The following is a 21261-nucleotide window of genomic DNA, read 5'->3' on the forward strand; positions in this document are numbered from 1 at the left end:
TTTGGATAGCGCTGCAATATCAACGGGCTCTCGACCGCTGTGGCCGAATTCCGTATCACAAATGCAACCCGCAGTGATCCCGCGAGAATTTCAATGAAGTCACCTCTCAGAAATGGAACGGCAATTCTGGCGGTTTTGTCTTTGGGCGGCTGCGTGCAGATCGACCCGCCGGACAACCTGGAACCGGTTGCCTCTGGTGACGGGTATCAGGCGCAATACCGTGAACCTGAGGTCTCTCGCAGCGCAGCCGGTTTCCTGCAGTCGCAAAGAATGAACGAGTCCAAGTGCCGCCCTGCCGCGGGCGGAACCGGCGGCAAAGGGGCCGGAACCGCACAGGCTGCGCTGGCAGGTGAACGGTTCTCACGCAATGATCTGGTGAACCTGCGCATCGGTGATGATGAGACTTTCAATGGCGATTATGTCATTTCGCGGGATGGCACGCTGAAACTTCCCTTCCTTGCGCCGATCCGTGCGCAGGGGCGAACCGCCATCCAGATCGAGAACGACATTGCTGCGAAACTGATCGCCGCTGATTTCTATTCTGACCGGCCGCGTATATCGGTCCGGGCCGCTGATTTTGCCTCAGTCACGGTGGGTGTTTCAGGAGCCGTTTTCGAGCCCAAGGCTGTGGAAATCGGCGGTGTCCCGGGGGACATCGTGGATTCCCGCAGGCAGGGCGCACTGGGGGCCTCAACCGAGGCGCGCAACCTGTCGGCCGCATTGCGTGCGGCAGGCGGGGTACGTCCGGATGCAGATATTTCAGCAGTTGAGGTGCGGCGCGGCAGCAGCCTCTACCGGCTGGACATGCGCGGCGTGTTCGAAGGCCGGAACGCCGTCGACATCATGCTGCTGACAGGTGATCAGGTGCATGTGCCCAGCCGCGGGTGTTTTCAGGAAGATCTGATGCGGCCCAGCCCCATCAGCCCGCCAGGGGTGACACTGTTCTTGTCGAACCTCACCCAGCCGGCAGCTGGTAACGCGATCTCTGCGATTGGCCGCGAGGTGCGCGAGTTTCCCTATGGCACGCGGTATCTGCAGGCAGTGGTGGATACCAACTGCGTCGGCGGCGCCCGCGCCACAAGCGCACACCGATCTTCCGTCCTGTTTTCCCGCAACCCTGTTACCCAAGTGTCGGTTGTGATCGAACGCAGGATCGAAGACATGCTGCGCCGTGCCGACAGGGATGACTATGACCCTTTCCTTCTGCCCGGGGATGCCATTGCCTGCTATGACAGCACACTCACCAACCTGGGAGAGGTCGGCCGTCTCATCGGCGCCTTCAACTACTAGGTCGGGTTGAGCACCGGCCTGGTGGCGACCCAGGCATCTCGCAAAGGATTCAGCGCGTCATTTGCCGCCTGACGGTCCTGGCTGAGTGCCGCTTTTTCGAGACGGATCAGAGCACTTCGCAGCTCTGGAAGCCCGAAGGTTGCGGCGCTGCCGGCGATCCGGTGGGCTTGGGTTGCGGTTTCATTCGCTGCCAAATCCTGCCCGTTTTCAAGGACTTTGAGGAAGTCTTCCATTTCGGCTGCAAAGCGGTCCAGCAGCGGTTGCAACGTCTCGGCACCAACTGTTTCTTCCAGTTCAATTCGCTGCTGCGACCACTGTGCAGCTCTGGCCGGTTCTGGCAGAGCAGGCGGAACCGGGGAAGACTGGTCTGCAATCAATTGCAGCAGGCCATCACGCGTCAAAGGTTTTGTCAGCACATCATTCATGCCGTCCTTCAGAAAGGCTTCCTGTTCTTCGGCCATTGCGTTTGCGGTCACCGCGACAATCGGTGCGCGCGCTGACGCGCCGTTACCTGCCCGGATTGCCCGTGTAGCACTGCGCCCGTCCATGACCGGCATGCTGATATCCATCAGAATCAGATCAAAAGCCGTGTCAGCGGCGATCTCAACCGCTTGCTGCCCATTATGCGCTTCGGTCACAAAATGCCCCTGAGCGGTCAGCATCTCCCGCGCGACATAGCGGTTGATTTCATTGTCCTCCACCAGAAGGATGTTTGCCCGTTTGCCGTCGGCCTGAGCATCCGGGGCTGTCCCCTGCTGTTCAGGTGGCGCAATGGGCTGAACCGGGAAACTGACATCAAACACGCTGCCTTCGCCCGGGGTGCTTTCAACTGTGATGTCGCCGCCCATGGATTTCGCGAACCGCTGGGCAATGCCCAGACCCAGCCCTGTCCCCCCGACCTCTCGATCATAGGAGCTGTCCCCGGTTGCGAAATCATCGAAGATATGCGGCAGCAGGTCTGGATCGATCCCTGGGCCGGTATCCTGCACTGAAATGCACAGGGTGCGTTTTCCTTCCGCTGCTGCAGTGGACTGAGCAGTGATGGAAATCCGCCCGTTTTTTGTGAATTTGACCGCATTGCCAACAACGTTCATCAGAATGTGCTGAATGCGGTCCTGATCTGCGTGCACCCAGTTGAGCGGCGCCCCGGTCCAGCCCCACTCCAAGGTGCTGCCGTTGCCCGCCGCTGCGCCGCTGAGACTGTCCACGATGTCCTTCAGCACATCGCTGATGTTCATGTCCACCCTGCGCAGATGCAGCTTGCCCGCATCGAATTTCGTGATGTCCAGAACATCCGAAATATGGCTCATCAGCAGCTTGCCGGACGTCTGCATATTGCGGATGTAACGGGATTGCCGCGCGCTGAGCCGGGTATCCTCCAGCAGTGTCAGATTGCCCAGCAGCCCGTTCAGCGGAGTCCGGATTTCATGGCTCATGGTGGCCAGAAAATCGGTTTTGGCTTTCTCGCCGGCCATGGCCCGGTCGCGGGCCAGAACAAGCTCCGCCTCGGCCTGCACCTGACTGGAGATATCCCGTAGAAACGCGATGTAAATGTCACCTTCCCTGGTCTGCGCTGACTGGATGGCCAGCTCCACCGGGAAGACTTCGCCGCTCGCCCGCACCGCTTCGAGCTTGACCCGCCCGCGGCCCACGACACGTTTTTCCCCTGTTTCGCGCAAACGCGCCATGCCAGCCTGATGCGCAGAACGGAGATGTTCGGGCACAATCAGCCCGCCCAGATCGCACCCCAGCGCGTCTTTGGCAGAAAAGCCGAAAATCTGTTCGGCGGCGGCATTGAAATCCATGATCCGGCCCTGCGTATCTGCAACGATCACCGCATCCAGGGATGTGCCTGTCACAATATTCATCCGCTCACTGGCTTCAATGGCCTGGGTACGCCGCCGCACGTTTTGCGTATTCAAAACCGCAAGATAGCAAGCCAGCACCGTCAAGGCGGCAACCAGCACTGCAATCGCAACAGCCAGCTGCTTCAAGGTTCCAGACAGGGCGTTGCGCCGGAAATCCGATTCCTCGGCAAAATAATTGAGACCGGAAACAGAGAGGCTGCGGACATCCGGGCGGATTGCCTCCGATTGCGCCTTGAGGATAGGCAAGGCTTCCTGCAAGGCGCTGGTCTCACTGTCGATGTCAGGCACGACCGCTTTCAGGTAGGCGTCGACTGTTGCCAGATTGGCGGCAAACTCTGGGACTTGACGCAATTCGCTGTAGATAGACGCCTGCTGCAGCGTCCGGATGCGGCTGAAAAACACATCAAACCGCCGCCGGAGGCTGCGAAAGTCCGGTGACTGTTCCAGCTGCGCCTGCGACAACTCCAGGTTGAACTGAAGGAACTCCACTTCGGTCTGAGACAGGTTCCATTGAATATTGTCGGAACTGGCTGAGTTCAGCCGTGTGATGTCGCGGGACACATTGAGCGCCAGGACAGCAATGGCAGCCAGGCCCAAAAGGGCCGGCAGGACAAAGGCACCCAACCGCAACCAGATCCTGCTCCGTCTTCTGCCGACCATTGCCTTCCTACTCCTATGCGGGCAGCCAGGCGAACGCATGCGCTGTCGAACGGTTCGCTACTTGATCACATCGATGCGGTCGAGCTGCCAGATGCTGCGGGAATAAACCACCTCTGATTGATATTCCGTTTTGCTGTCATAAGGGTAAACAATCCACAGCGGCCCCTTGTCACGCACAGACATTTCCCTGCCATTATGCTTATAGGCAATGATCGGCCCCCCTTGGACAGCATCCGCCAGTGGGATGTCCACCGCATAGTCGTTGATCGCGGTGGCCCGCAATGTGGTTCCAGTGATGCCCAGATGGTCAACCAGCTGAACCAGCGGCACCCCTTCAAAACTCTGTACGCCCTGCGTCCAGATTGTCGAGGTTTCAAACTCCACTGACCTCAGCTCAGCCAGCATGCCCAGATCGAACCGCACGGCTCCTCCGGCGTCTTCCGCTGTTGGGGCGCCGGTCACGGTCAGAACCACCTCACCGGCGGGGTGGCCCAGGTTCCCCGCTGCCAGCGGCTGCGCGGCAAAAACGGAGATTGCAAGTAATTTGAGCATTTTAAAGAGCATTGCACGGCTTCCCTTGCTGATTGACCCAGATATGGCACAACCTGGCGCAGAGGCCAAAAGGTTACACGGATACCCGCCTATCCTTTCGAATAGGTCCCGCATTCATGCCGCCTGCGGAACGGGTGCGACACGTCCGGCAAGAAAGCCGGACAATTCGTGGGCCAGCTCCGGCCGGTCCAAAGCAAAGGCTGCCGTCGCCTGTACAAATCCTAGTACACTGCCGCAATCAAACCGTTCGCCGTCAAACCGGAACCCGGTTACGCCGGCTGAGGGAAGATCCGCATTGATGGCGTCGGTCAGCTGCAATTCTCCGCCTGCGCCCGGTTTCAAGGCGGCCAGAGCGGTGAAAATCGAAGGCTCCAGAATATAGCGGCCAACGACTGCATGTGCTGAGGGAGCCTGTGCGGGCTCCGGTTTTTCAACCATTCCGCGGGCATGAGTGAGTTTTCCGACCTCACGCGCAACATCCAGGATGCCGTAGGAGGAGGTTTGGTGGCGTGCAACTTTCATGGTTGCCACCATGTGCCCAGGGTTTGCGGCATGGGTCTCCACCATCTGGCGCAGTGCCCCGCGCGGCGCACGGATCACGTCGTCCGGCAGCAGTACCGCAAAGGGTTCATCTCCGACCAGACGGGCCGCCAATCCCACAGCGTGGCCCAGGCCCAAAGGCTTGCTTTGGCGCACAAATGACAATGTCCCCTCTGGCATCCGGGTGCGTGCGATGGCCTCAAGCGCCGCTGTCTTGCCGCGCGATTGCAGGGTGTTTTCCAGCGCAGCGGCAGTGTCAAAGTAATCCTCCAGCGCAGCTTTGCCTGCGGCCGTGACAAAGATGAACTCTTCGATCCCCGCCTCCCGCGCCTCATCCACCGCGTATTGGATCAGCGGACGGTCCACCAGCGGCAGCATCTCTTTGGGGATGGATTTGGTGGCGGGCAGAAAACGGGTTCCCATGCCGGCAACCGGGAAAACAGCTTTGCGGATATGTGTCATTTCTTGTCTCCTGGAATGTAAAGTCAATAGGCACCGCGGCCGGAAATGACCGCGCCAAAGGTTCTAAGGATGAGCTGGAGGTTCAGCTTGAGCGAGCGGGCCTTGATGTAGCCGAGGTCCATCTCGATCATTTCTTTGAAGCCGACTGCGGCCCGGCCGGACACTTGCCAGACGCCAGTGATACCCGGCTTGACCTTCAGACGACCAAGCGCCCGGGGCGGATAATCTGCAACCTCGCAGGGCAGCGCCGGACGCGGGCCGACGATGGACATCTCCCCGCGCAGCACGTTGAACAATTGCGGCAGCTCATCAGTGGAGGTCCGGCGCAGCCAGCGGCCAACACGGGTAATCCGTGGATCCTGACGCGATTTGAAGCAGAGCCCGTCCCGGTCTGAGACGTTCAGGACATCCGCCCGCCGGGCTTCGGCATCTGTCGTCATCGAGCGGAACTTGTACATGGTAAAGGTCTTGCCGTTCAGCCCGACCCTCGTCTGTTTGAAAATCGCCGCCCCCTTGCTGTCTGCCCTTACTGCCAGTGCAGCCAGCAGCAGCAAGGGTGACAACAGCAGCAGCGCCGAAAATGCCAGCGTGATATCCAGCGCACGCTGCTGAAGGTCGGCGAGTCGCTTGTGCCGCAATGCTGCCAGCCCGGCATGGGCCAGAAAGCTGACGTTTCCGGTCAGGTAGCGGCGTGCCATCCGTCGCGGTTCCATCGCCAGCCGCCACACCCATTCCATCCTTGCTGCCCTGACCGGTTCCGGCGCCCGTGCAACTGAACCGGACAGAAAGTCAAACAGCGCACCCACTCCTAGGGTCAGGTCGGCCTTCAGATGTTTTGCATTGCGGTGCAGCCAAAGTTCCTGCTTCGGCACACCAAGCGCGACCAGCAGGATACTGGCGCCGCTTTCGTTGATGTCTGCGATCACCGCCCGGGTGTCCTGCGCGCCCTGATACCCGTCACGGGTGCCGGCGATACGCAGGCCGGGGATGTCATAGACCAGCCGCGCCGCGGCGGCATCGGCCACGCCCGGCCGACCGCCGAACAGAAAGACCGATTTTCCCATGCTGGCTGCACGTTGCAACAGCTGCGGCACAAAATCGGTGCCGTTCAAATTCGCGGTCAGCGAGTGACCGGTGAATTTCGCCGCCAGTTCAACTCCGATACCGTCCGGCAACAGGAGATCTGCCGCTGCGACAGCCTTTGCGTATTGCGGGTTACGGCGGCGGACATTGCAGCAATGCGCATTTATGAAAAACACACGTCTGCGGCCTGGCGACAGCAGCTTGGCAACAGCCTGATCGGTGCTGCCGTCAGCCAGGTTGAGGTCCAGCGCAGGCAGGTAAGCCCTGTCCAGACGGCGGGGTTTGACCGCACAGCCATCACTGAAGATGGAAGAGGAATATGCAAGTGTCATCTGCTAAGTCCTTGAGCTACCAGTGGTTGCTCTCAGACTGTTGCAAGCGGCTCCGCCCCTCAACGGAGCGGGCGGACAGGTTTGGCCCCCGTTGGCATTCCAGGCTTGCCTTGCGGCCTGTGCACCTATCCGCCCGGATCTGAATCTATCCAAATGCTTTCCAGGCTGCGGCGAAAACGCACGACTTTTGCCGTGCAAGCGCCGCATTCACGCGCTACGTGTAAAGGAAGGGAGCAAGGAGCACGTTATGAGAGTACTGATTGCCGATGACCACGACCTGCTGCGCGATACGCTTGTTCTGTTCCTGGAAGGCCAAGGGTCGATCAAGACCAGCACCGCAGCGGATCTGGATCAGGCGTGCAAGCTGATTGAGACCGAAGATCCCTTTGATCTCATCCTGCTGGATCTCAATATGCCCGGCATGAATGGTCTGGCTGGCCTCAAGCGGGCGATGGCCATGAGAAACGGGCAGCGGGTTGCACTGATGTCGGGTGCTGCCACCCGCCAGATCGCCGAACAGGCGCTGGAGGCCGGCGCCGCCGGGTTTGTGCCAAAAACCCTGCCGGCAAAATCAATGATCAATGCAGTCAAGTTCATGGCGATGGGGGAACAATATGCCCCCATTGATTTCATGACCGCTGCAGATCCTGAAACAGACCACCCGCTGGCCGAAAAACTGTCACCGCGCGAGCTGCAGGTTCTGAAGGGCCTGACCGAAGGCAAGTCCAACAAGGAAATCGCCCGTGATCTGGACATTACCGAACCCACTGTGAAGCTGCATATGAAAACGCTGTACCGAAAGCTGGACGTTGCCAACCGCACCCAGGCAGCTTTGGCCGCGCGGGAGGCCGGTCTGTTCTGACTGCCTGCAAGGGGCAAAGACCTGTCTCCTACCCCATTGGATAGTCGCGAATACGGATGCGCAGCGGGATAACCTTGCGCGCAATCCCGGCAGGCAGCTGGCCAAGATAGTCTCTGATTGAAGGAGACTGACATGCTGCAGAAACTTGCCGGAAAACTTGATGCTCCGCAGCGGCTTTGGCACCGGATATCCCTCCGCCGTATCATTGTCGGGGGGAGCCTGGGCGACAGCAGCCGCCTCCGCCGCTATCTGGCGTTTTGCCTGCTGGGGCTGGCATTGATCTGGGCCCCGGTCAACGGCTACTTGCAGACGGCTCCGCTGGTTTTCAAGTCGCATGCGTCGCTCATCCTGCCCGGGTCCGGCGCCTCGGCCTCGATGAACCTCAATGGCATCGGCCAGGCGTCCTCCTATGCCAATTCCGCTTTTGCCAGCAACTCTGTCAGCCCGACCGAAACCTATAAGCGCCTGATCGGTGCCGACCGTATCCTAGCCGCTGCGGCCGCCGCGATGGGATTGACCCGCCGGGATTTCGGCAAGCCGCGAATCCGGCTGGTGGATCAGACCAGCCTGATCCACGTCGAGATGACCGGCACCAGCGCCCACGATGCCCAGCAGCGCGGCGACGCCCTGCTGCAGGCGTTCTTCGAGGAACTGGACGCGCTGAGACAAGATGAAAAGGCCACCCGCGAGGACAGCGGCCTGGCAGCAATCGTTGACTATCAGCGGTCTGTGGCGGCCACCCGCAGGGACATCAGCCAGCTGCAAAAATCCTCTGGGCTGCTGTCAGGGGATGAATTTGATGCGATGGTCGAAGACACCCGAGAACTGGAAGGCCGGGTTGAAAGTCTGGCGGCAGTCTTGCAGGAAAAAACACAAAGTGTCGCCGCACTTGAGCAAACCTTGGGCATCCCCGCCGCCGCCGCCGCGGCAACCTTGAAGCTTTTTGCTGATGCAGATTTCTTGGCCCTGAAAGACGAAAGCGCCGTCCACGCAGCAAAACTGGCCCAAGCCCGCGCGTCTTATGGTGAAGGGCACCCCAAGGTACAAGCCGCCCGAACTGCCCAGGCTGCGGCGGACCACAGTGCAAGCCAACAGGCAGCCGCCGTAACAGGGATCCAGTTTGATGAACTGAAAAGGCTGGATTTGGCCCCGGACGGAGCGCGGGCAGAGCTGCTGGCCCAGCTTGTACGGATGGATGCGGAACGCAGAGGAACCGCCCGACAACATGAAGCTTTGACCCAGCGTCTGGTGTTCGAGCAGACCCGTCTGCGGCGGTTGTCAGCCGGCGCGGCGCGGCTAAAGGATCTGCAGCGCGATTTTTCTGTGGCCGAAGCAGTGTTTGCCTCTGCTATCGCCCGAAACCAGTCCGCGAAATCGGATGTCTACGCCTCCTACCCGCTGGTGCAAGTGCTGGAGAACCCGTCCCTTCCAGAACGCCCCTCTTCACCTGATCGGATGCTTGCCTTTGCTGCCGGGGCAGCGGCCAGCTTCATGCTGCTGGTCGCGCTGATGCTGGGCTGGATCAGGTCGGCGGTGATCGGCCGTCTTCTGGTCGCTCCCAGGGCAGAAGCATGACCTCGCAGAACCCGGTAGAGCGGATGATCTACCGCGCCATGGTCCTGACTTGGCCTTTTTACGCGGTTGGTGCGCTTTACATTGTCGGTCCTGTTCTGGCCTGGATTCTGGGTGCACTGACGGTTCTGGCGCTGTATCTGGGCCCGGCAATCCGCCCGGATCTGCGTGCAACCGGACCGGTTCCAGCGCTGATCTGGGCCTGGATCATCGGCATGGCCATCATGCTTGTTGCGCTGTGGATCGGGCATCTCGACTGGGGGCTTGGCCTCAAGAAGACAATCAAGTCGTCGATCGGCTGGGCCAAAGGCTGGGCGCTGCTGGCCCTGTTCCCGCTCATTGGTGCAGTGCTGCCAATCCGCCGCGAGATCCTGATCCGGGGGCAATGCGTGATCGGGGCCTGGACCCTGGCCGTGGCGCCGCTTTTGCTGGCTGCGCCTTACCTTGGCTTGCCCGAACGCATCTTCACTTCGCCGCTGCAGGCGGTTGGCGGGCCGGGGCCGGAGTATTTCAGCCTTTACCTGTTCACCTATGATCCGGCCAGCTGGACACCGCGCTGGCAATTCTATGCCCCCTGGTCGCCTTTCGCGGCGCTGCTGGGTGTCATCATGGTGCTGTTTGCGCTGGAAGAAAAAGACCGCACATGGATGCTGGCCGGAGTTGCCGCAGGAGTCCTGATGATTCTGGCGTCAAAGTCCCGGATGGGGCTGGTGGGGCTGGTGGCCTGTACCGTTGCACCGCGCATGATGCCCCTGATCCTGCGCAGCTGGGCCTGGCATACCGCTGCAGGGCTGACAGCCTCGTTGGCGATCACTGGCAGCACATTGGCGGGGCTGGCTGGCGATGCGGTGGCCGCATTCAAATCGGCAAGGGCTGACAGCACCCGGGTCCGAGAGACTCTGCAACGGATCGCCAGCGAGCGCTGGCAGACCGAAGCCGTCTGGTTTGGCCACGGCACAGTTCAACCCGGATCCCATGCGGTTGAATATATGCCCATCGGCAGCCATCACACCTGGTACGGGCTGCTGTTCGTCAAAGGTGCTGCCGGTTTTGCGGCACTGCTCATTCCGCTAGTCTGGCATATCGGCTTTGTCATGGCAGATGCAGCAAAACACACACGGGGCCGCCTGCCGCTGGGAATACTGATGACAATGGTGCTGCTCTCGTTCGGGGAAAACATTGAAATCGAAACTTATATGCTTTGGCCGGGCCTGATCCTCCTTGGCGTTCATCTTCGCGAAGCTGACGCGACATAGGCCAGTGGCCGTTTCGTGCAGACAGACCTTCGCTTCAGCCTTACCTGCCGGCTAGGCTGCCAGCTCTGGACGGTGTCCGCAAAGCGGCGTGGAGCGTGGGCCAACACTTGTTTCTGAATTGCCTGTATCAGTCGGCAGGTCCGGCAGCTTTTCCCGGCCCGATCTGTGCGGCTTTACAGCCGTGATCGCGCGCTTTTTCGGCGTCTCTGCCATGCAGCAATGCCTGTGCGTCCGTGCTGATAGACGGGCAGGCCCTGCCCTAAAAAGAAACCGGCCCCAAACAGGAGCCGGTTTCAAAATCGTCCAGTCCGCATATGGATCAGAGGGACATGTGGGTGCCCAGGGCTTCCATGTCGGCGAGCAGCTTGGCTGCGTCCTCGACCAACCCGTGGGGCTGGTCTTCCTCTTTTGCGGTCTTGTACATCTCGCGAGCTTCCTCGATCAGCGTGTTCATCTGATCGCGGGTCATTTCAGCCATCGGGATCGCACGTTCGGCCAGAACCGACAGGCTGTCGCCTGCGATTTCAGCAAAACCGCCGGTGACCAGATAGTCCGCGTTGCCTTCGGGGCTTTCGACCTTCAGCACGCCGGGGCGCAGGGTGGTGATGGTCGGCGCGTGCTGAGGCATCGCCGTCATGTCACCCTCGGCTCCGGGGATCTGAACCGCGCTGGCCTGCAGCGAAGCCAGGCTCCGCTCGGGGCTGACGAGGTCGAATTGCATCGTTTGTGCCATTGGGGCCTCCTTTCAGGGTTCCCCCGCACCTTGAGGCCCGGGGGAAATTCCGTTCTTAGGCGGCTTCCGCAGCCATCTTCTCGGCTTTGGCGATCACTTCGTCGATGCCGCCAACCATGTAGAAGGCGCCTTCGGGCAGGTGGTCGTATTCGCCGGCCACAACGGCCTTGAACGACGAGATGGTGTCTTCCAGGGAAACCTGGACACCGTCGGAGCCGGTGAAGACCTTCGCAACGTCAAACGGCTGGGACAGGAAACGCTGGATCTTACGCGCACGCGCAACAGTCAGCTTGTCCTCTTCCGACAGTTCGTCCATGCCGAGGATCGCGATGATGTCCTGCAGCGACTTGTAGCGCTGGAGGATCTGCTGAACGTCGGAAGCCACTGCATAGTGCTCTTCGCCAACGATCTGCGGGTCCATCAGGCGCGACGAGGAGTCCAGCGGGTCCACAGCCGGGTAGATGCCGAGTTCCGAGATCGCACGGTTAAGAACGGTGGTCGCGTCGAGGTGGGCAAAGGTGGTTGCCGGTGCCGGGTCAGTAAGGTCGTCCGCCGGAACGTAAACCGCCTGGATCGAGGTGATCGAGCCGTTCTTGGTGGAGGTGATGCGTTCCTGCATGGCGCCCATGTCGGTGGCCAGGGTCGGCTGGTAGCCCACCGCCGAAGGAATACGGCCCAAGAGAGCGGACACTTCCGAACCCGCCTGGGTAAAGCGGAAGATGTTGTCCACGAAGAACAGAACGTCGGTGCCGGACTGGTCGCGGAACTGTTCGGCCAGGGTCAGGCCGGTCAGTGCAACACGGGCACGGGCTCCCGGAGGTTCGTTCATCTGACCGTAAACCAGGGCAACCTGGGATTCTTCCAGGTTGTCGGGCTTGATCACGTTGGATTCGATCATTTCCCAGTACAGGTCATTGCCTTCACGGGTCCGTTCACCAACACCGGCAAACACGGAGTAACCCGAGTGCACTTTGGCGATGTTGTTGATCAGTTCCATGATCAGAACGGTCTTGCCCACGCCAGCGCCGCCGAACAGGCCGATTTTGCCGCCTTTGGAGTAAGGCGCCAGCAGGTCGATAACCTTGATGCCGGTCACCAGAACTTCGGATTCGGTGGACTGGTCGTTGAATTCCGGTGCGGGCTGGTGGATCGCGCGGGTCTCGGTTGCGTTCACCGGACCCTTTTCGTCCACGGGCTCACCCACGACGTTCAGGATGCGGCCCAGGGTGGCGTTGCCGACCGGGATCGAGATCGGGGCGCCGGTGTCTTCCACCGCCTGACCGCGGACCAGGCCCTCGGTCGCGTCCATCGCGATGCAGCGGACAGTGTTTTCGCCGAGGTGCTGGGACACTTCCAGAACCAGGGTCTTACCGTCGTTCTCAGTGTTCAGTGCGTTCAGAATTGCGGGCAGGTGGTCGTCAAACTGGACGTCCACAACGGCGCCGATGATCTGAGTCACCTTGCCTTTTGCATTTGCCATTTGTTGGTCTCCGGTTGTCTCTTAGAGCGCCTCAGCGCCCGAAATGATTTCAATCAGCTCATTGGTGATCACGGCCTGGCGCGAGCGGTTGAACTGGATGGTCAGCTTGTCGATCATGTCGCCCGCGTTGCGGGTCGCATTGTCCATCGCGCTCATCCGCGCACCCTGTTCGGATGCACCGTTTTCCAGCAGAGCCGAGAAGATCTGGGTCGCCACGCCGCGCGGCAGCAGATCCGCAAGGATCTGCTCTTCGCCGGGCTCGTAGTCATAGACGGCACCAGTACTTTCGCCTTCCGATGCTTCGAACGAAGCCGGAATGATCTGCTGTGCGGTTGGGATCTGGGTCACAACGTTGACGAACTCCGCGTAGAAGATCGTGGCAACGTCGAACTCACCTGCGTCGAAGCGGGTGAGGATACCCTTGGCGATGTCCTGCGCGTTGGCATAGCCCACGCGTTTGACTTCGCTCAGGTCCACATGGCCGATGAAGTCATCACCCAGGTCGCGTTTCAGGGCGTCGCGGCCCTTTTTGCCGACAGTCAGAACCTTGACTGTCTTGCCCGCGGCCTTCAGCTCTTCCGCCTTTTGGCGGGCGAGCTTGGCAATGTTCGAGTTGAAGCCGCCGCACAGGCCGCGTTCGGCGGTCATGACGACAAGCAGATGGGTCTGATCGCTGCCGGTGCCGCGAAGCAGCTTGGGCGCTGACTCGCTGCCGCCGACCGAGGCCGCCAGCCCAGCCATTACGGCATTGAACCGCTTGGCGTAGGGACGGGAGTCCTCGGCAGCTTCCTGGGCGCGGCGAAGTTTCGCCGCGGCCACCATCTGCATGGCTTTGGTGATCTTGCGGGTCGATTTGACCGACTCGATCCTGTTTTTAAGGTCCTTAAGACTCGGCATTGCCTCGTCCCCCCTTAAGCGAAGCTAGCGGCGAACTCGTCCAGCGCAGCCTTAACCTTGTCAGCCAGCTCGTCTTTCACCTTACGGTCGTTGTTGGTGATGTCAGCAAGCAGGTCGGCATGTTTGCCGCGCAGGTGGCTCAGCAGGCCGGTCTCGTAGCGGCCAACGTCCTTGACGTCGACCTTGTCGAGGTAGCCGTTGGTGCCGGCGAAGATGACGCAGACGATTTCGGCGTTGGTCAGCGGCGAGTACTGCGCCTGCTTCATCAGCTCGGTCAGACGGGCGCCACGGGCCAGCAGCTGCTGGGTGGCGGCGTCCAGGTCGGAGCCGAACTGCGCAAAGGCAGCCATTTCGCGGTACTGAGCCAGCGACAGCTTAACCGGGCCTGCCACGGAGGACATCGCCTTGGTCTGGGCCGAGGAGCCAACGCGCGAAACCGACAGACCGGTGTTCACGGCGGGGCGGATGCCCTGGTAGAACAGTTCGGTTTCCAGGAAGATCTGGCCGTCGGTGATCGAGATCACGTTGGTCGGAATAAACGCGGACACGTCGCCGCCCTGGGTTTCAATGATCGGCAGCGCGGTCAGCGAGCCGGCACCGAAGTCTTCGTTCAGCTTGGCCGAACGCTCCAGCAGGCGGGAGTGCAGGTAGAAAACGTCGCCCGGATAGGCTTCACGTCCCGGCGGACGGCGCAGCAGCAGCGACATCTGACGGTAAGCAACCGCCTGTTTGGACAGGTCATCATAGATGATCAGCGCGTGGCGGCCGTTGTCGCGGAAGAATTCCGCCATTGCGGTTGCGGCGTAAGGTGCCAGGAACTGCAGCGGTGCCGGGTCGGACGCGGTTGCGGCCACAACGATGGAGTATTCCATCGCGCCGGACTCTTCCAGCTTCTTCACCAGCTGGGCAACGGTGGAGCGTTTCTGGCCAACCGCGACGTATACGCAGTACAGCTTCTTGCTCTCGTCGTCGCCTGCGGCGTCGTTGTAGGATTTCTGGTTCAGCATCGCGTCCAGAGCAACGGCGGTTTTGCCGGTCTGACGGTCGCCGATGATCAGCTCGCGCTGGCCGCGGCCGATCGGGATCATCGCGTCAACGGACTTGAGGCCGGTTGCCATCGGCTCGTGAACCGATTTACGCGGGATGATGCCCGGTGCTTTCACGTCGGCAACGCCGCGGGTGACGTCTTCGATCGGGCCCTTCCCGTCCAGCGGGTTGCCCAGACCGTCAACAACACGGCCCAAGAGGCCGTTGCCGACAGGAACGTCCACAATCGCGTTGGTACGCTTGACGGTGTCGCCTTCTTTAATGTCGCGGTCGGAGCCGAAGATCACGATACCGACATTGTCGGCTTCGAGGTTCAGGGCCATGCCCATGATGCCGCCCGGGAATTCGACCATTTCGCCGGCCTGGACGTTGTCGAGACCGTAGACACGGGCAATACCGTCACCGACGGACAGCACGCGGCCGATTTCTGCCACTTCGGCTTCTTGACCAAAATTCTTGATCTGGTCTTTCAGGATCGCAGAAATCTCTGCTGCTTGGATACCCATTTATCCGACCTCTTTCATTGCATTCTGTAGGGAGTTGAGCTTGGAGCGGATCGAGCTGTCGATCATCTTCGAGCCCACTTTAACAACAAGACCGCCGATGATGGAGGCATCGACGGAAGCATTGATTGTAACTTTCTTGCCCACGCGCTCGGCCAGGGTCTTGGCCAGTTTTTCGCTTTGGGTCTTGGTCAGCGCCTTGGCAGAGACCACTTCGGCGGTCACTTCGCCACGGGCATCGGCCAGACGGGCGCGCAGCGCCTCGATCAGCGCGGGCACCACAAACAGGCGGCGCTTGTCGGCCATCAGAGCCAGGGTATTGCGCAGGACGGGATCCAGCCCCATCTTCTCTGCCACCGTGGTGATGGCTGCGCCCTGCTCTTCGCGCGACACGAGCGGCGAGGTGATCAGGCTGTTAAGATCGTCACTGTCAGCCAGAGCGGCTGCCAGGTCATTGATGCTGGTTTCAAGGCTGTCGAGCGCCTTGTTCTCTTCCGCGATGTCGAACACCGCCGTGGCATAGCGCGCGGCAATGCCTGCAGAAATCGAAGCTGGTTCGGACACGTCCACCCTTCCGATATGTTTTTGGCCCCGGTTGGCATACCTGGCATCAGGTGGCGTCCGGGGGTGTGAGTCAGCCCACATGGCAGCGGGGCGTTGAAATCAGCGTGGGTCTAGCAGAGCGGATGCGACCTATCAACTGTCTATAACGGTAACAAGAGAAGCCATGTTTTCAATGTTTTCAATGGCTTGATAAAAGTGCGGCCCTTTGACCACAGATGATTTTTAAAAAAGTGCGGCTGAACTGCAGGATTTGGCGATTCCGGACAGCAGCATTTGCGGCAAAAAACGTCACTTTAGGACGGAAAACCCGCCAGCCAGGCTGTTCCTGCCCATTTCGGGAATCGAAATCTTATCCCAGGAACGCAGCGTGTTTCAGGCCGGTTCCGGCATCGGGTTCGACAGCCCTTCCAGAACCCGGATGCGGCTGGGTGTCTTGGCGCGGATCATGTGGCCTTTCTGCGGGTAGGTCTGCTTGCTGACCTCCACCATGAACACGCCGCCGGCCAGCATGGCAGGCAGTTTGCGCCCCATCTTTTCAAGCATGGTGCCGGATTTCTGCCAGAACCGCTTGTGACTGGGCAGACGATAGAGCGCTGCGGTGTGCTGTTCTATGGCGAACTGATGCTCGCGCAGCTGCGCCTCCAGCTGGCCCAAAGTATAGGGGCGACCAAAGCCGAAGGGCGTGCGATCCGAACGCGCCCAGAAACCGGCCCGGTTCGGCACAATGAAAATCGCCCGACCGCCAGGCCCCAGCACCCGCCAGCATTCCTCCAGCAGCTTGGTGGGGCGCTCCGAGGTTTCCAGCCCGTGCATCACCACCAGCCGGTCGACCCTGCCAGTATCGACCGGCCAGCTGGTCTCCTCGCACAGGACAGAGACATTGGGCATTCCGGCAGGCCATTGCATCACCCCCTGCGGCCCCGGCATCAGCGCCAGCACCCGGCGCGCCTCCGGCAGATAGGGACGCATGAGCGGGGCCGCAAAGCCAAAGCCCGCCATCGTCAGCCCGGCAGCCTCCGGCCACAGCTCCAGCAGTCGACCACGGATCGAAGCCTGCGCCGCGCGCCCCAGCGTGCTGCGGTAATAGAAATTCCTGAGATCCTGAACATCAAGATGCATTGCGGGTGCCTGCTGCTTCGGCCAATCTGGGCGCAGTTTAGCAATGTAGAAGCGAATGGCCATGCCTCTTGAGATCATCACCCTGCCCTGCCTGTCAGATAACTATGCCTTTTTGATCCACAATCCGGCTTCGGGTGAAACAGCATTGGTGGATGCGCCAGAGCCCGGCGCCATCAGGGCAGCGCTGACAGAACGCGGCTGGGGGCTGGACTGGATCCTGCTGACCCACCACCACTGGGACCATATAGATGGGGTCGCGGAACTGCGCGCGGCCTATGGCGCCAAGGTTATCGGCGCTGCGGCAGATGCGCACCGGCTGCCCGAACTGGACTTGACAGTTGAAGACGGCGGCCGTTTCACCCTGCTGGGCGAAGAGGTGCAGGTGATGGATGTCTCTGGCCACACTGTGGGCCATATCGCTTTTTACATGCCCGGCGCAGCGGCGGTTTTCACCGCTGACAGCCTGATGGCGCTGGGATGCGGACGGCTGTTTGAGGGCACCCCGCAGCAGATGTGGGCCAGCCTGTCGCGTCTTGCCACGCTGCCGCCGCAAACTTTGGTTTACTCTGGCCATGAGTACACCCAAGCTAACGGTGCATTTGCTGTCACCGTGGACCCCGGCAACCCGGCGTTGCAGGCACGGGTGGCTGATATTGCGCTGGCACGCAGGAACAATGATCCGACGGTGCCGTCCTCCCTGAAGTTGGAACTTGACACCAATCCTTTCCTGCGCACCAAAGACCCTGCTGTAAGAGCCCGCCTGGGCATGCAAGATGCTGAAGATTCAGAAGTTTTTGCCGAAATCCGGCGCCGCAAAGACAATTTTTGACCAACTCAAGGGTATCAAGACGCAACAGGAAGAAAATAATTGTGACCCTAAAATGAAGAAAAGACCTTGAAGCCGGCGCTCTATCAACCAAACTCTAACCTTATAAGCACATGGTTGAACTGAGGGGTTGGTTAATACCGCCCCACCGGCCAACCCAAGATCAGAGGAGCACGCCCGTGCCTTCATTCTCGAGCACCCTGGAACAGGCCATTCACGCAGCGCTGGCGCTGGCGAATGAACGCCGTCATGAATTCGCAACCCTGGAACATCTGCTTCTGGCCCTGATCGACGAGCCCGACGCGGCCCGTGTGATGCGCGCCTGCAGTGTGGATCTGACCGAATTGCGATCCTCGTTGGTGGAGTTTGTGGATGAAGATCTTGCCAACCTTGTGACCGACATCGACGGATCGGAGGCAGTGCCGACCGCAGCCTTCCAGCGCGTCATCCAGCGCGCCGCGATCCATGTGCAAAGCTCCGGCCGCACAGAGGTAACGGGGGCGAATGTGCTGGTCGCCATCTTTGCCGAACGCGAAAGCGACGCCGCCTACTTCCTGCAGGATCAGGAGATGACCCGCTATGACGCGGTGAACTTTATCGCCCATGGTGTTGCGAAAGATCCGGCATACGGGGAATCCCGCCCGGTTTCCGGCGCAACAGAGCAGGAAGAAGACAACCTGGCAACAGCCCCCGAGAGCGAAAAGAAAGAGTCGGCCCTGGCGAAATACTGCGTCGATCTGAACGCGAAATCCCGCGATGGCGACATTGACCCGCTGATCGGCCGCGACCATGAGGTGGAGCGCTGCATTCAGGTGCTGTGCCGCCGCCGCAAGAACAACCCGCTGCTAGTGGGCGACCCGGGCGTCGGCAAAACTGCCATCGCCGAGGGCCTGGCCCGCCGCATCGTCTCTGGCGAAACGCCGGAGATCCTCTCGGAAACCACCATCTACTCGCTCGACATGGGCGCGCTGCTGGCGGGCACCCGCTATCGCGGTGACTTTGAGGAACGGCTGAAGGCAGTGGTCACCGAACTGGAAGACCATCCGGATGCAGTACTTTTCATCGACGAGATTCACACCGTAATCGGCGCCGGCGCCACTTCCGGCGGCGCAATGGACGCATCGAACCTGCTGAAACCTGCCCTGCAGGGCGGCAAGCTGCGCACCATGGGCTCTACCACCTATAAAGAGTTCCGCCAGCATTTCGAGAAGGACCGCGCGCTGTCCCGCCGGTTCCAGAAAATCGACGTGAACGAGCCCACGGTCGAAGATTCCATCGCGATCCTGAAAGGGCTGAAACCCTATTTCGAAGAACATCACGGCATCAAGTTCACCAGCGATGCGATCAAGACCGCTGTGGAACTGTCCGCACGCTATATCAACGACCGCAAACTGCCCGACAAGGCAATTGACGTGATCGATGAAGCCGGCGCAGCCCAGCATCTGGTGATCGAGAGCAAGCGCCGCAAAACCATCGGCGTCAAGGAGATCGAGGCCGTTGTGGCCAAGATCGCCCGCATCCCGCCCAAGAATGTCTCAAAAGACGATGCCGAGGTGCTGAAGGATCTGGAAAAATCGCTGAAGCGTGTGGTCTTTGGCCAGGATGATGCGATCACAGCACTGTCCAGCGCTATCAAACTGGCCCGCGCGGGCCTGCGCGAACCTGAAAAACCCATCGGCAACTACCTGTTTGCAGGCCCCACCGGCGTCGGCAAGACCGAAGTGGCCAAGCAGCTGGCGGATCAGCTGGGGGTGGAGCTGCTGCGTTTCGACATGTCCGAATACATGGAGAAACACGCGGTCTCGCGCCTGATCGGCGCCCCGCCGGGCTATGTCGGTTTTGATCAGGGCGGCCTGCTAACTGATGGCGTCGACCAGCACCCGCACTGCGTGCTGTTGCTGGACGAGATCGAAAAAGCGCATCCGGATGTCTACAACATCCTGTTGCAGGTGATGGACAACGGCCAGCTGACCGACCACAACGGCCGCACGGTGAATTTCCGCAACGTGATCCTGATCATGACCTCCAACGCCGGCGCATCGGAACAGGCAAAAGCCGCCATCGGCTTTGGCCGCGACCGCCGCGAGGGCGAGGATACCGCCGCGATTGAGCGTACCTTCACCCCGGAATTCCGCAACCGCCTGGATGCGGTGATCTCCTTTGCCCCGCTGGGCAAAGAGGTGATCCTGCAGGTGGTCGAGAAATTCGTTCTGCAGCTGGAAGCGCAGCTGATGGACCGCAATGTCTCGATCGAGCTCACGCGCAAGGCGGCCGAATGGCTGGCCGACAAGGGCTATGACGACCGCATGGGCGCGCGTCCTCTGGGCCGCGTCATCCAGGAGCACATCAAGAAGCCTTTGGCCGAGGAACTCTTGTTCGGCAAGCTCACCAAGGGCGGTGTGGTTCAGGTCGGCATCAAGGACGGAAAACTGGAACTGCGCCTGGAAGGTCCGGGAAAGCCGCGGATTTCCGGGGACAAACCGCCGCTGCTGACTGCGGAATAATGCGTGCCACTGCGCTGATTACCGCAATATCGCTCGCTGCGCCTGCCGCAGCGGGGGATATTGTTTTGCAGTTCCCGCTGGATTGCACCCTGGGCAAGAGCTGCCATATCCAGCAGTTCGTGGACCGTGACCCCGGCAAAGGCGCCACGGATTTCACTTGCGGCACGCTCAGCTATGACGGTCACAAGGGCACCGATTTCGCTCTCCCCTATCTGTCGGACATGCAGGCCGGCGTCGCTGTGCGCGCCGCGGCGGATGGCGTGGTGCGCGGCACCCGCAATTCGATGCCGGATCAATATGCTGATGGCCAGAACGAAGCCGCCATCAAAGGCAAGGAATGCGGCAACGGCGTGGTGCTGAGCCACGGCAGCGGCTGGGAAACCCAATATTGCCATATGAAGCGCGGCTCAATCCTGGTGCAAAGCGGCCAGAAGGTCAGGGCTGGCGATGTTCTGGGGGAGGTCGGCCTCTCTGGCAAAACCCAGTTCCCGCACCTGCACCTATCAGTGCGCAAGGACGGCGCGGTGGTGGACCCCTTTGCCCCGGACAGCCTGGACAGCTGCGGCGGCGCTGTGGCGCAGACGCTCTGGTCTGACCCGCCGCCCTACCAGCCAGGAGGGCTGATCGGGGCCGGAATTTCCACTGCCATTCCCGGATTTGATGAGGTCAAGGCCGGAACTGCCCGCCAGGCGTCCTTAGCTGCCGATGCAGCAGCCCTGGTTTTCTGGGCCTACGCCTATGGCAGCCAGGCAGGCGACAGCCTCGAACTGAACCTCACCGGCCCTGGCGGCACGCTAGTCTCGCACAGCGAAACGCTGGAGCGGACCCAGGCGCAGCTGTTCCGCGCAGCGGGGCGCCGCCTGCGCGGTGGGCAGTGGCCTGCGGGGCGGTACACCGGTACAGCGCGGCTGATCCGCGGCAGCACGGAAATCAGCCGCTTCACCCACAATATGGAAATCCCGCCCTCTGCAGACCCTGCGTCTCAGTAACGCGGCAGGCAGCCGCAGCGCGGCTGCACGGCCCAACGGGCGCAGCCGCCCTTACAGGGCGGATTGGCGCCCGGCGGGAGCCGCTGCTGTGACGGGCTGAGGTTGAGAACCCGGTGACGGAA

Annotated in this window: 17 protein-coding genes; 7 read left to right on the forward strand and 10 right to left on the reverse strand. The window is 60.8% G+C overall.

Annotation, left to right across the window (positions count from 1 at the left end; genetic code table 11):
• Positions 1-93: 93 nt before the first annotated feature.
• Positions 94-1290, forward strand: a complete 1197-nt coding sequence (locus ACP151_RS09335; RefSeq protein WP_424978619.1) for a polysaccharide biosynthesis/export family protein — start codon at positions 94-96, stop codon at positions 1288-1290.
• Here the strand turns inward: ACP151_RS09335 and ACP151_RS09340 are convergent.
• The 4 genes from ACP151_RS09340 to ACP151_RS09355 form a co-directional block, all read right to left on the reverse strand.
• Positions 1287-3782, reverse strand: a complete 2496-nt coding sequence (locus ACP151_RS09340; protein WP_424978620.1) for an ATP-binding protein — start codon at positions 3780-3782, stop codon at positions 1287-1289. The genes ACP151_RS09335 and ACP151_RS09340 overlap by 4 nt on opposite strands.
• 93 nt (positions 3783-3875) lie before the next feature.
• Positions 3876-4370: a molybdopterin-dependent oxidoreductase gene (locus ACP151_RS09345; RefSeq protein WP_424978621.1), complete on the reverse strand. Its 495-nt coding sequence runs from the start codon at positions 4368-4370 to the stop codon at positions 3876-3878.
• Positions 4371-4484: 114 nt separating this feature from the next.
• Positions 4485-5372, reverse strand: coding sequence for a UTP--glucose-1-phosphate uridylyltransferase (locus tag ACP151_RS09350; RefSeq protein WP_424978622.1), 888 nt, complete (start codon positions 5370-5372; stop codon positions 4485-4487).
• Between the two features lie 23 nt (positions 5373-5395).
• Positions 5396-6787 carry a WecB/TagA/CpsF family glycosyltransferase gene (locus tag ACP151_RS09355; protein WP_424978623.1) on the reverse strand — a complete coding sequence of 464 codons (1392 nt, stop codon included), beginning with the start codon at positions 6785-6787 and terminating at the stop codon, positions 5396-5398.
• Between the two features lie 247 nt (positions 6788-7034).
• On the opposite strand from ACP151_RS09355, the gene ACP151_RS09360 reads away from it, so the two are divergent.
• The 3 genes from ACP151_RS09360 (at position 7035) to ACP151_RS09370 (ending at position 10477) form a co-directional block, all read left to right on the forward strand.
• Positions 7035-7649: a response regulator gene (locus ACP151_RS09360; protein WP_424978624.1), complete on the forward strand. Its 615-nt coding sequence runs from the start codon at positions 7035-7037 to the stop codon at positions 7647-7649.
• 132 nt (positions 7650-7781) lie between these two features.
• A complete protein-coding gene (locus ACP151_RS09365; RefSeq protein WP_424978625.1) occupies positions 7782-9224 on the forward strand; it encodes a hypothetical protein in 1443 nt (480 codons plus the stop codon).
• Positions 9221-10477 carry an O-antigen ligase domain-containing protein gene (locus tag ACP151_RS09370; protein ID WP_424978626.1) on the forward strand — a complete coding sequence of 419 codons (1257 nt, stop codon included), beginning with the start codon at positions 9221-9223 and terminating at the stop codon, positions 10475-10477. The genes ACP151_RS09365 and ACP151_RS09370 overlap by 4 nt, the downstream gene beginning before the upstream one ends.
• A gap of 319 nt (positions 10478-10796) precedes the next feature.
• On the opposite strand, the gene ACP151_RS09375 is transcribed toward ACP151_RS09370, so the two are convergent.
• From ACP151_RS09375 to ACP151_RS09400, 6 genes are all read right to left on the reverse strand, one after another.
• Positions 10797-11210 (reverse strand): F0F1 ATP synthase subunit epsilon, encoded by a 414-nt coding sequence (locus ACP151_RS09375; RefSeq protein WP_424978627.1) that lies wholly within the window; start codon positions 11208-11210, stop codon positions 10797-10799.
• A 55-nt stretch (positions 11211-11265) separates the two neighbouring features.
• Positions 11266-12690 (reverse strand): F0F1 ATP synthase subunit beta, encoded by a 1425-nt coding sequence (gene atpD / locus ACP151_RS09380; RefSeq protein ID WP_424978628.1) that lies wholly within the window; start codon positions 12688-12690, stop codon positions 11266-11268.
• Between the two features lie 21 nt (positions 12691-12711).
• Positions 12712-13587 (reverse strand): F0F1 ATP synthase subunit gamma, encoded by an 876-nt coding sequence (locus ACP151_RS09385; protein ID WP_424978629.1) that lies wholly within the window; start codon positions 13585-13587, stop codon positions 12712-12714.
• A gap of 14 nt (positions 13588-13601) precedes the next feature.
• A complete protein-coding gene (atpA, locus tag ACP151_RS09390; RefSeq protein ID WP_424978630.1) occupies positions 13602-15140 on the reverse strand; it encodes a F0F1 ATP synthase subunit alpha in 1539 nt (512 codons plus the stop codon).
• Positions 15141-15701 (reverse strand): F0F1 ATP synthase subunit delta, encoded by a 561-nt coding sequence (locus tag ACP151_RS09395; protein WP_424978631.1) that lies wholly within the window; start codon positions 15699-15701, stop codon positions 15141-15143.
• Between the two features lie 372 nt (positions 15702-16073).
• Positions 16074-16820: a class I SAM-dependent methyltransferase gene (locus ACP151_RS09400; RefSeq protein WP_424978632.1), complete on the reverse strand. Its 747-nt coding sequence runs from the start codon at positions 16818-16820 to the stop codon at positions 16074-16076.
• 55 nt (positions 16821-16875) lie between these two features.
• Here ACP151_RS09400 and gloB point away from each other — a divergent pair, with 55 nt between their 5' ends.
• From gloB to ACP151_RS09415, 3 genes are all read left to right on the forward strand, one after another.
• The gene (gene gloB, locus ACP151_RS09405) at positions 16876-17649 is read left to right on the forward strand and encodes a hydroxyacylglutathione hydrolase (protein ID WP_424978633.1); all 774 of its coding nucleotides are present in this window, start codon (positions 16876-16878) and stop codon (positions 17647-17649) included.
• Between the two features lie 176 nt (positions 17650-17825).
• Positions 17826-20150 carry an ATP-dependent Clp protease ATP-binding subunit ClpA gene (gene clpA, locus ACP151_RS09410; protein WP_424978634.1) on the forward strand — a complete coding sequence of 775 codons (2325 nt, stop codon included), beginning with the start codon at positions 17826-17828 and terminating at the stop codon, positions 20148-20150.
• Positions 20150-21139 (forward strand): M23 family metallopeptidase, encoded by a 990-nt coding sequence (locus ACP151_RS09415; protein ID WP_424978635.1) that lies wholly within the window; start codon positions 20150-20152, stop codon positions 21137-21139. Before clpA ends, ACP151_RS09415 begins: the two co-directional genes overlap by 1 nt.
• The last annotated feature ends 122 nt before the right edge of the window (positions 21140-21261 follow it).

Origin of the sequence: Leisingera sp. S232 (assembly GCF_049800895.1) — a bacterium.
In the GTDB taxonomy this organism is placed as follows: domain Bacteria; phylum Pseudomonadota; class Alphaproteobacteria; order Rhodobacterales; family Rhodobacteraceae; genus Leisingera.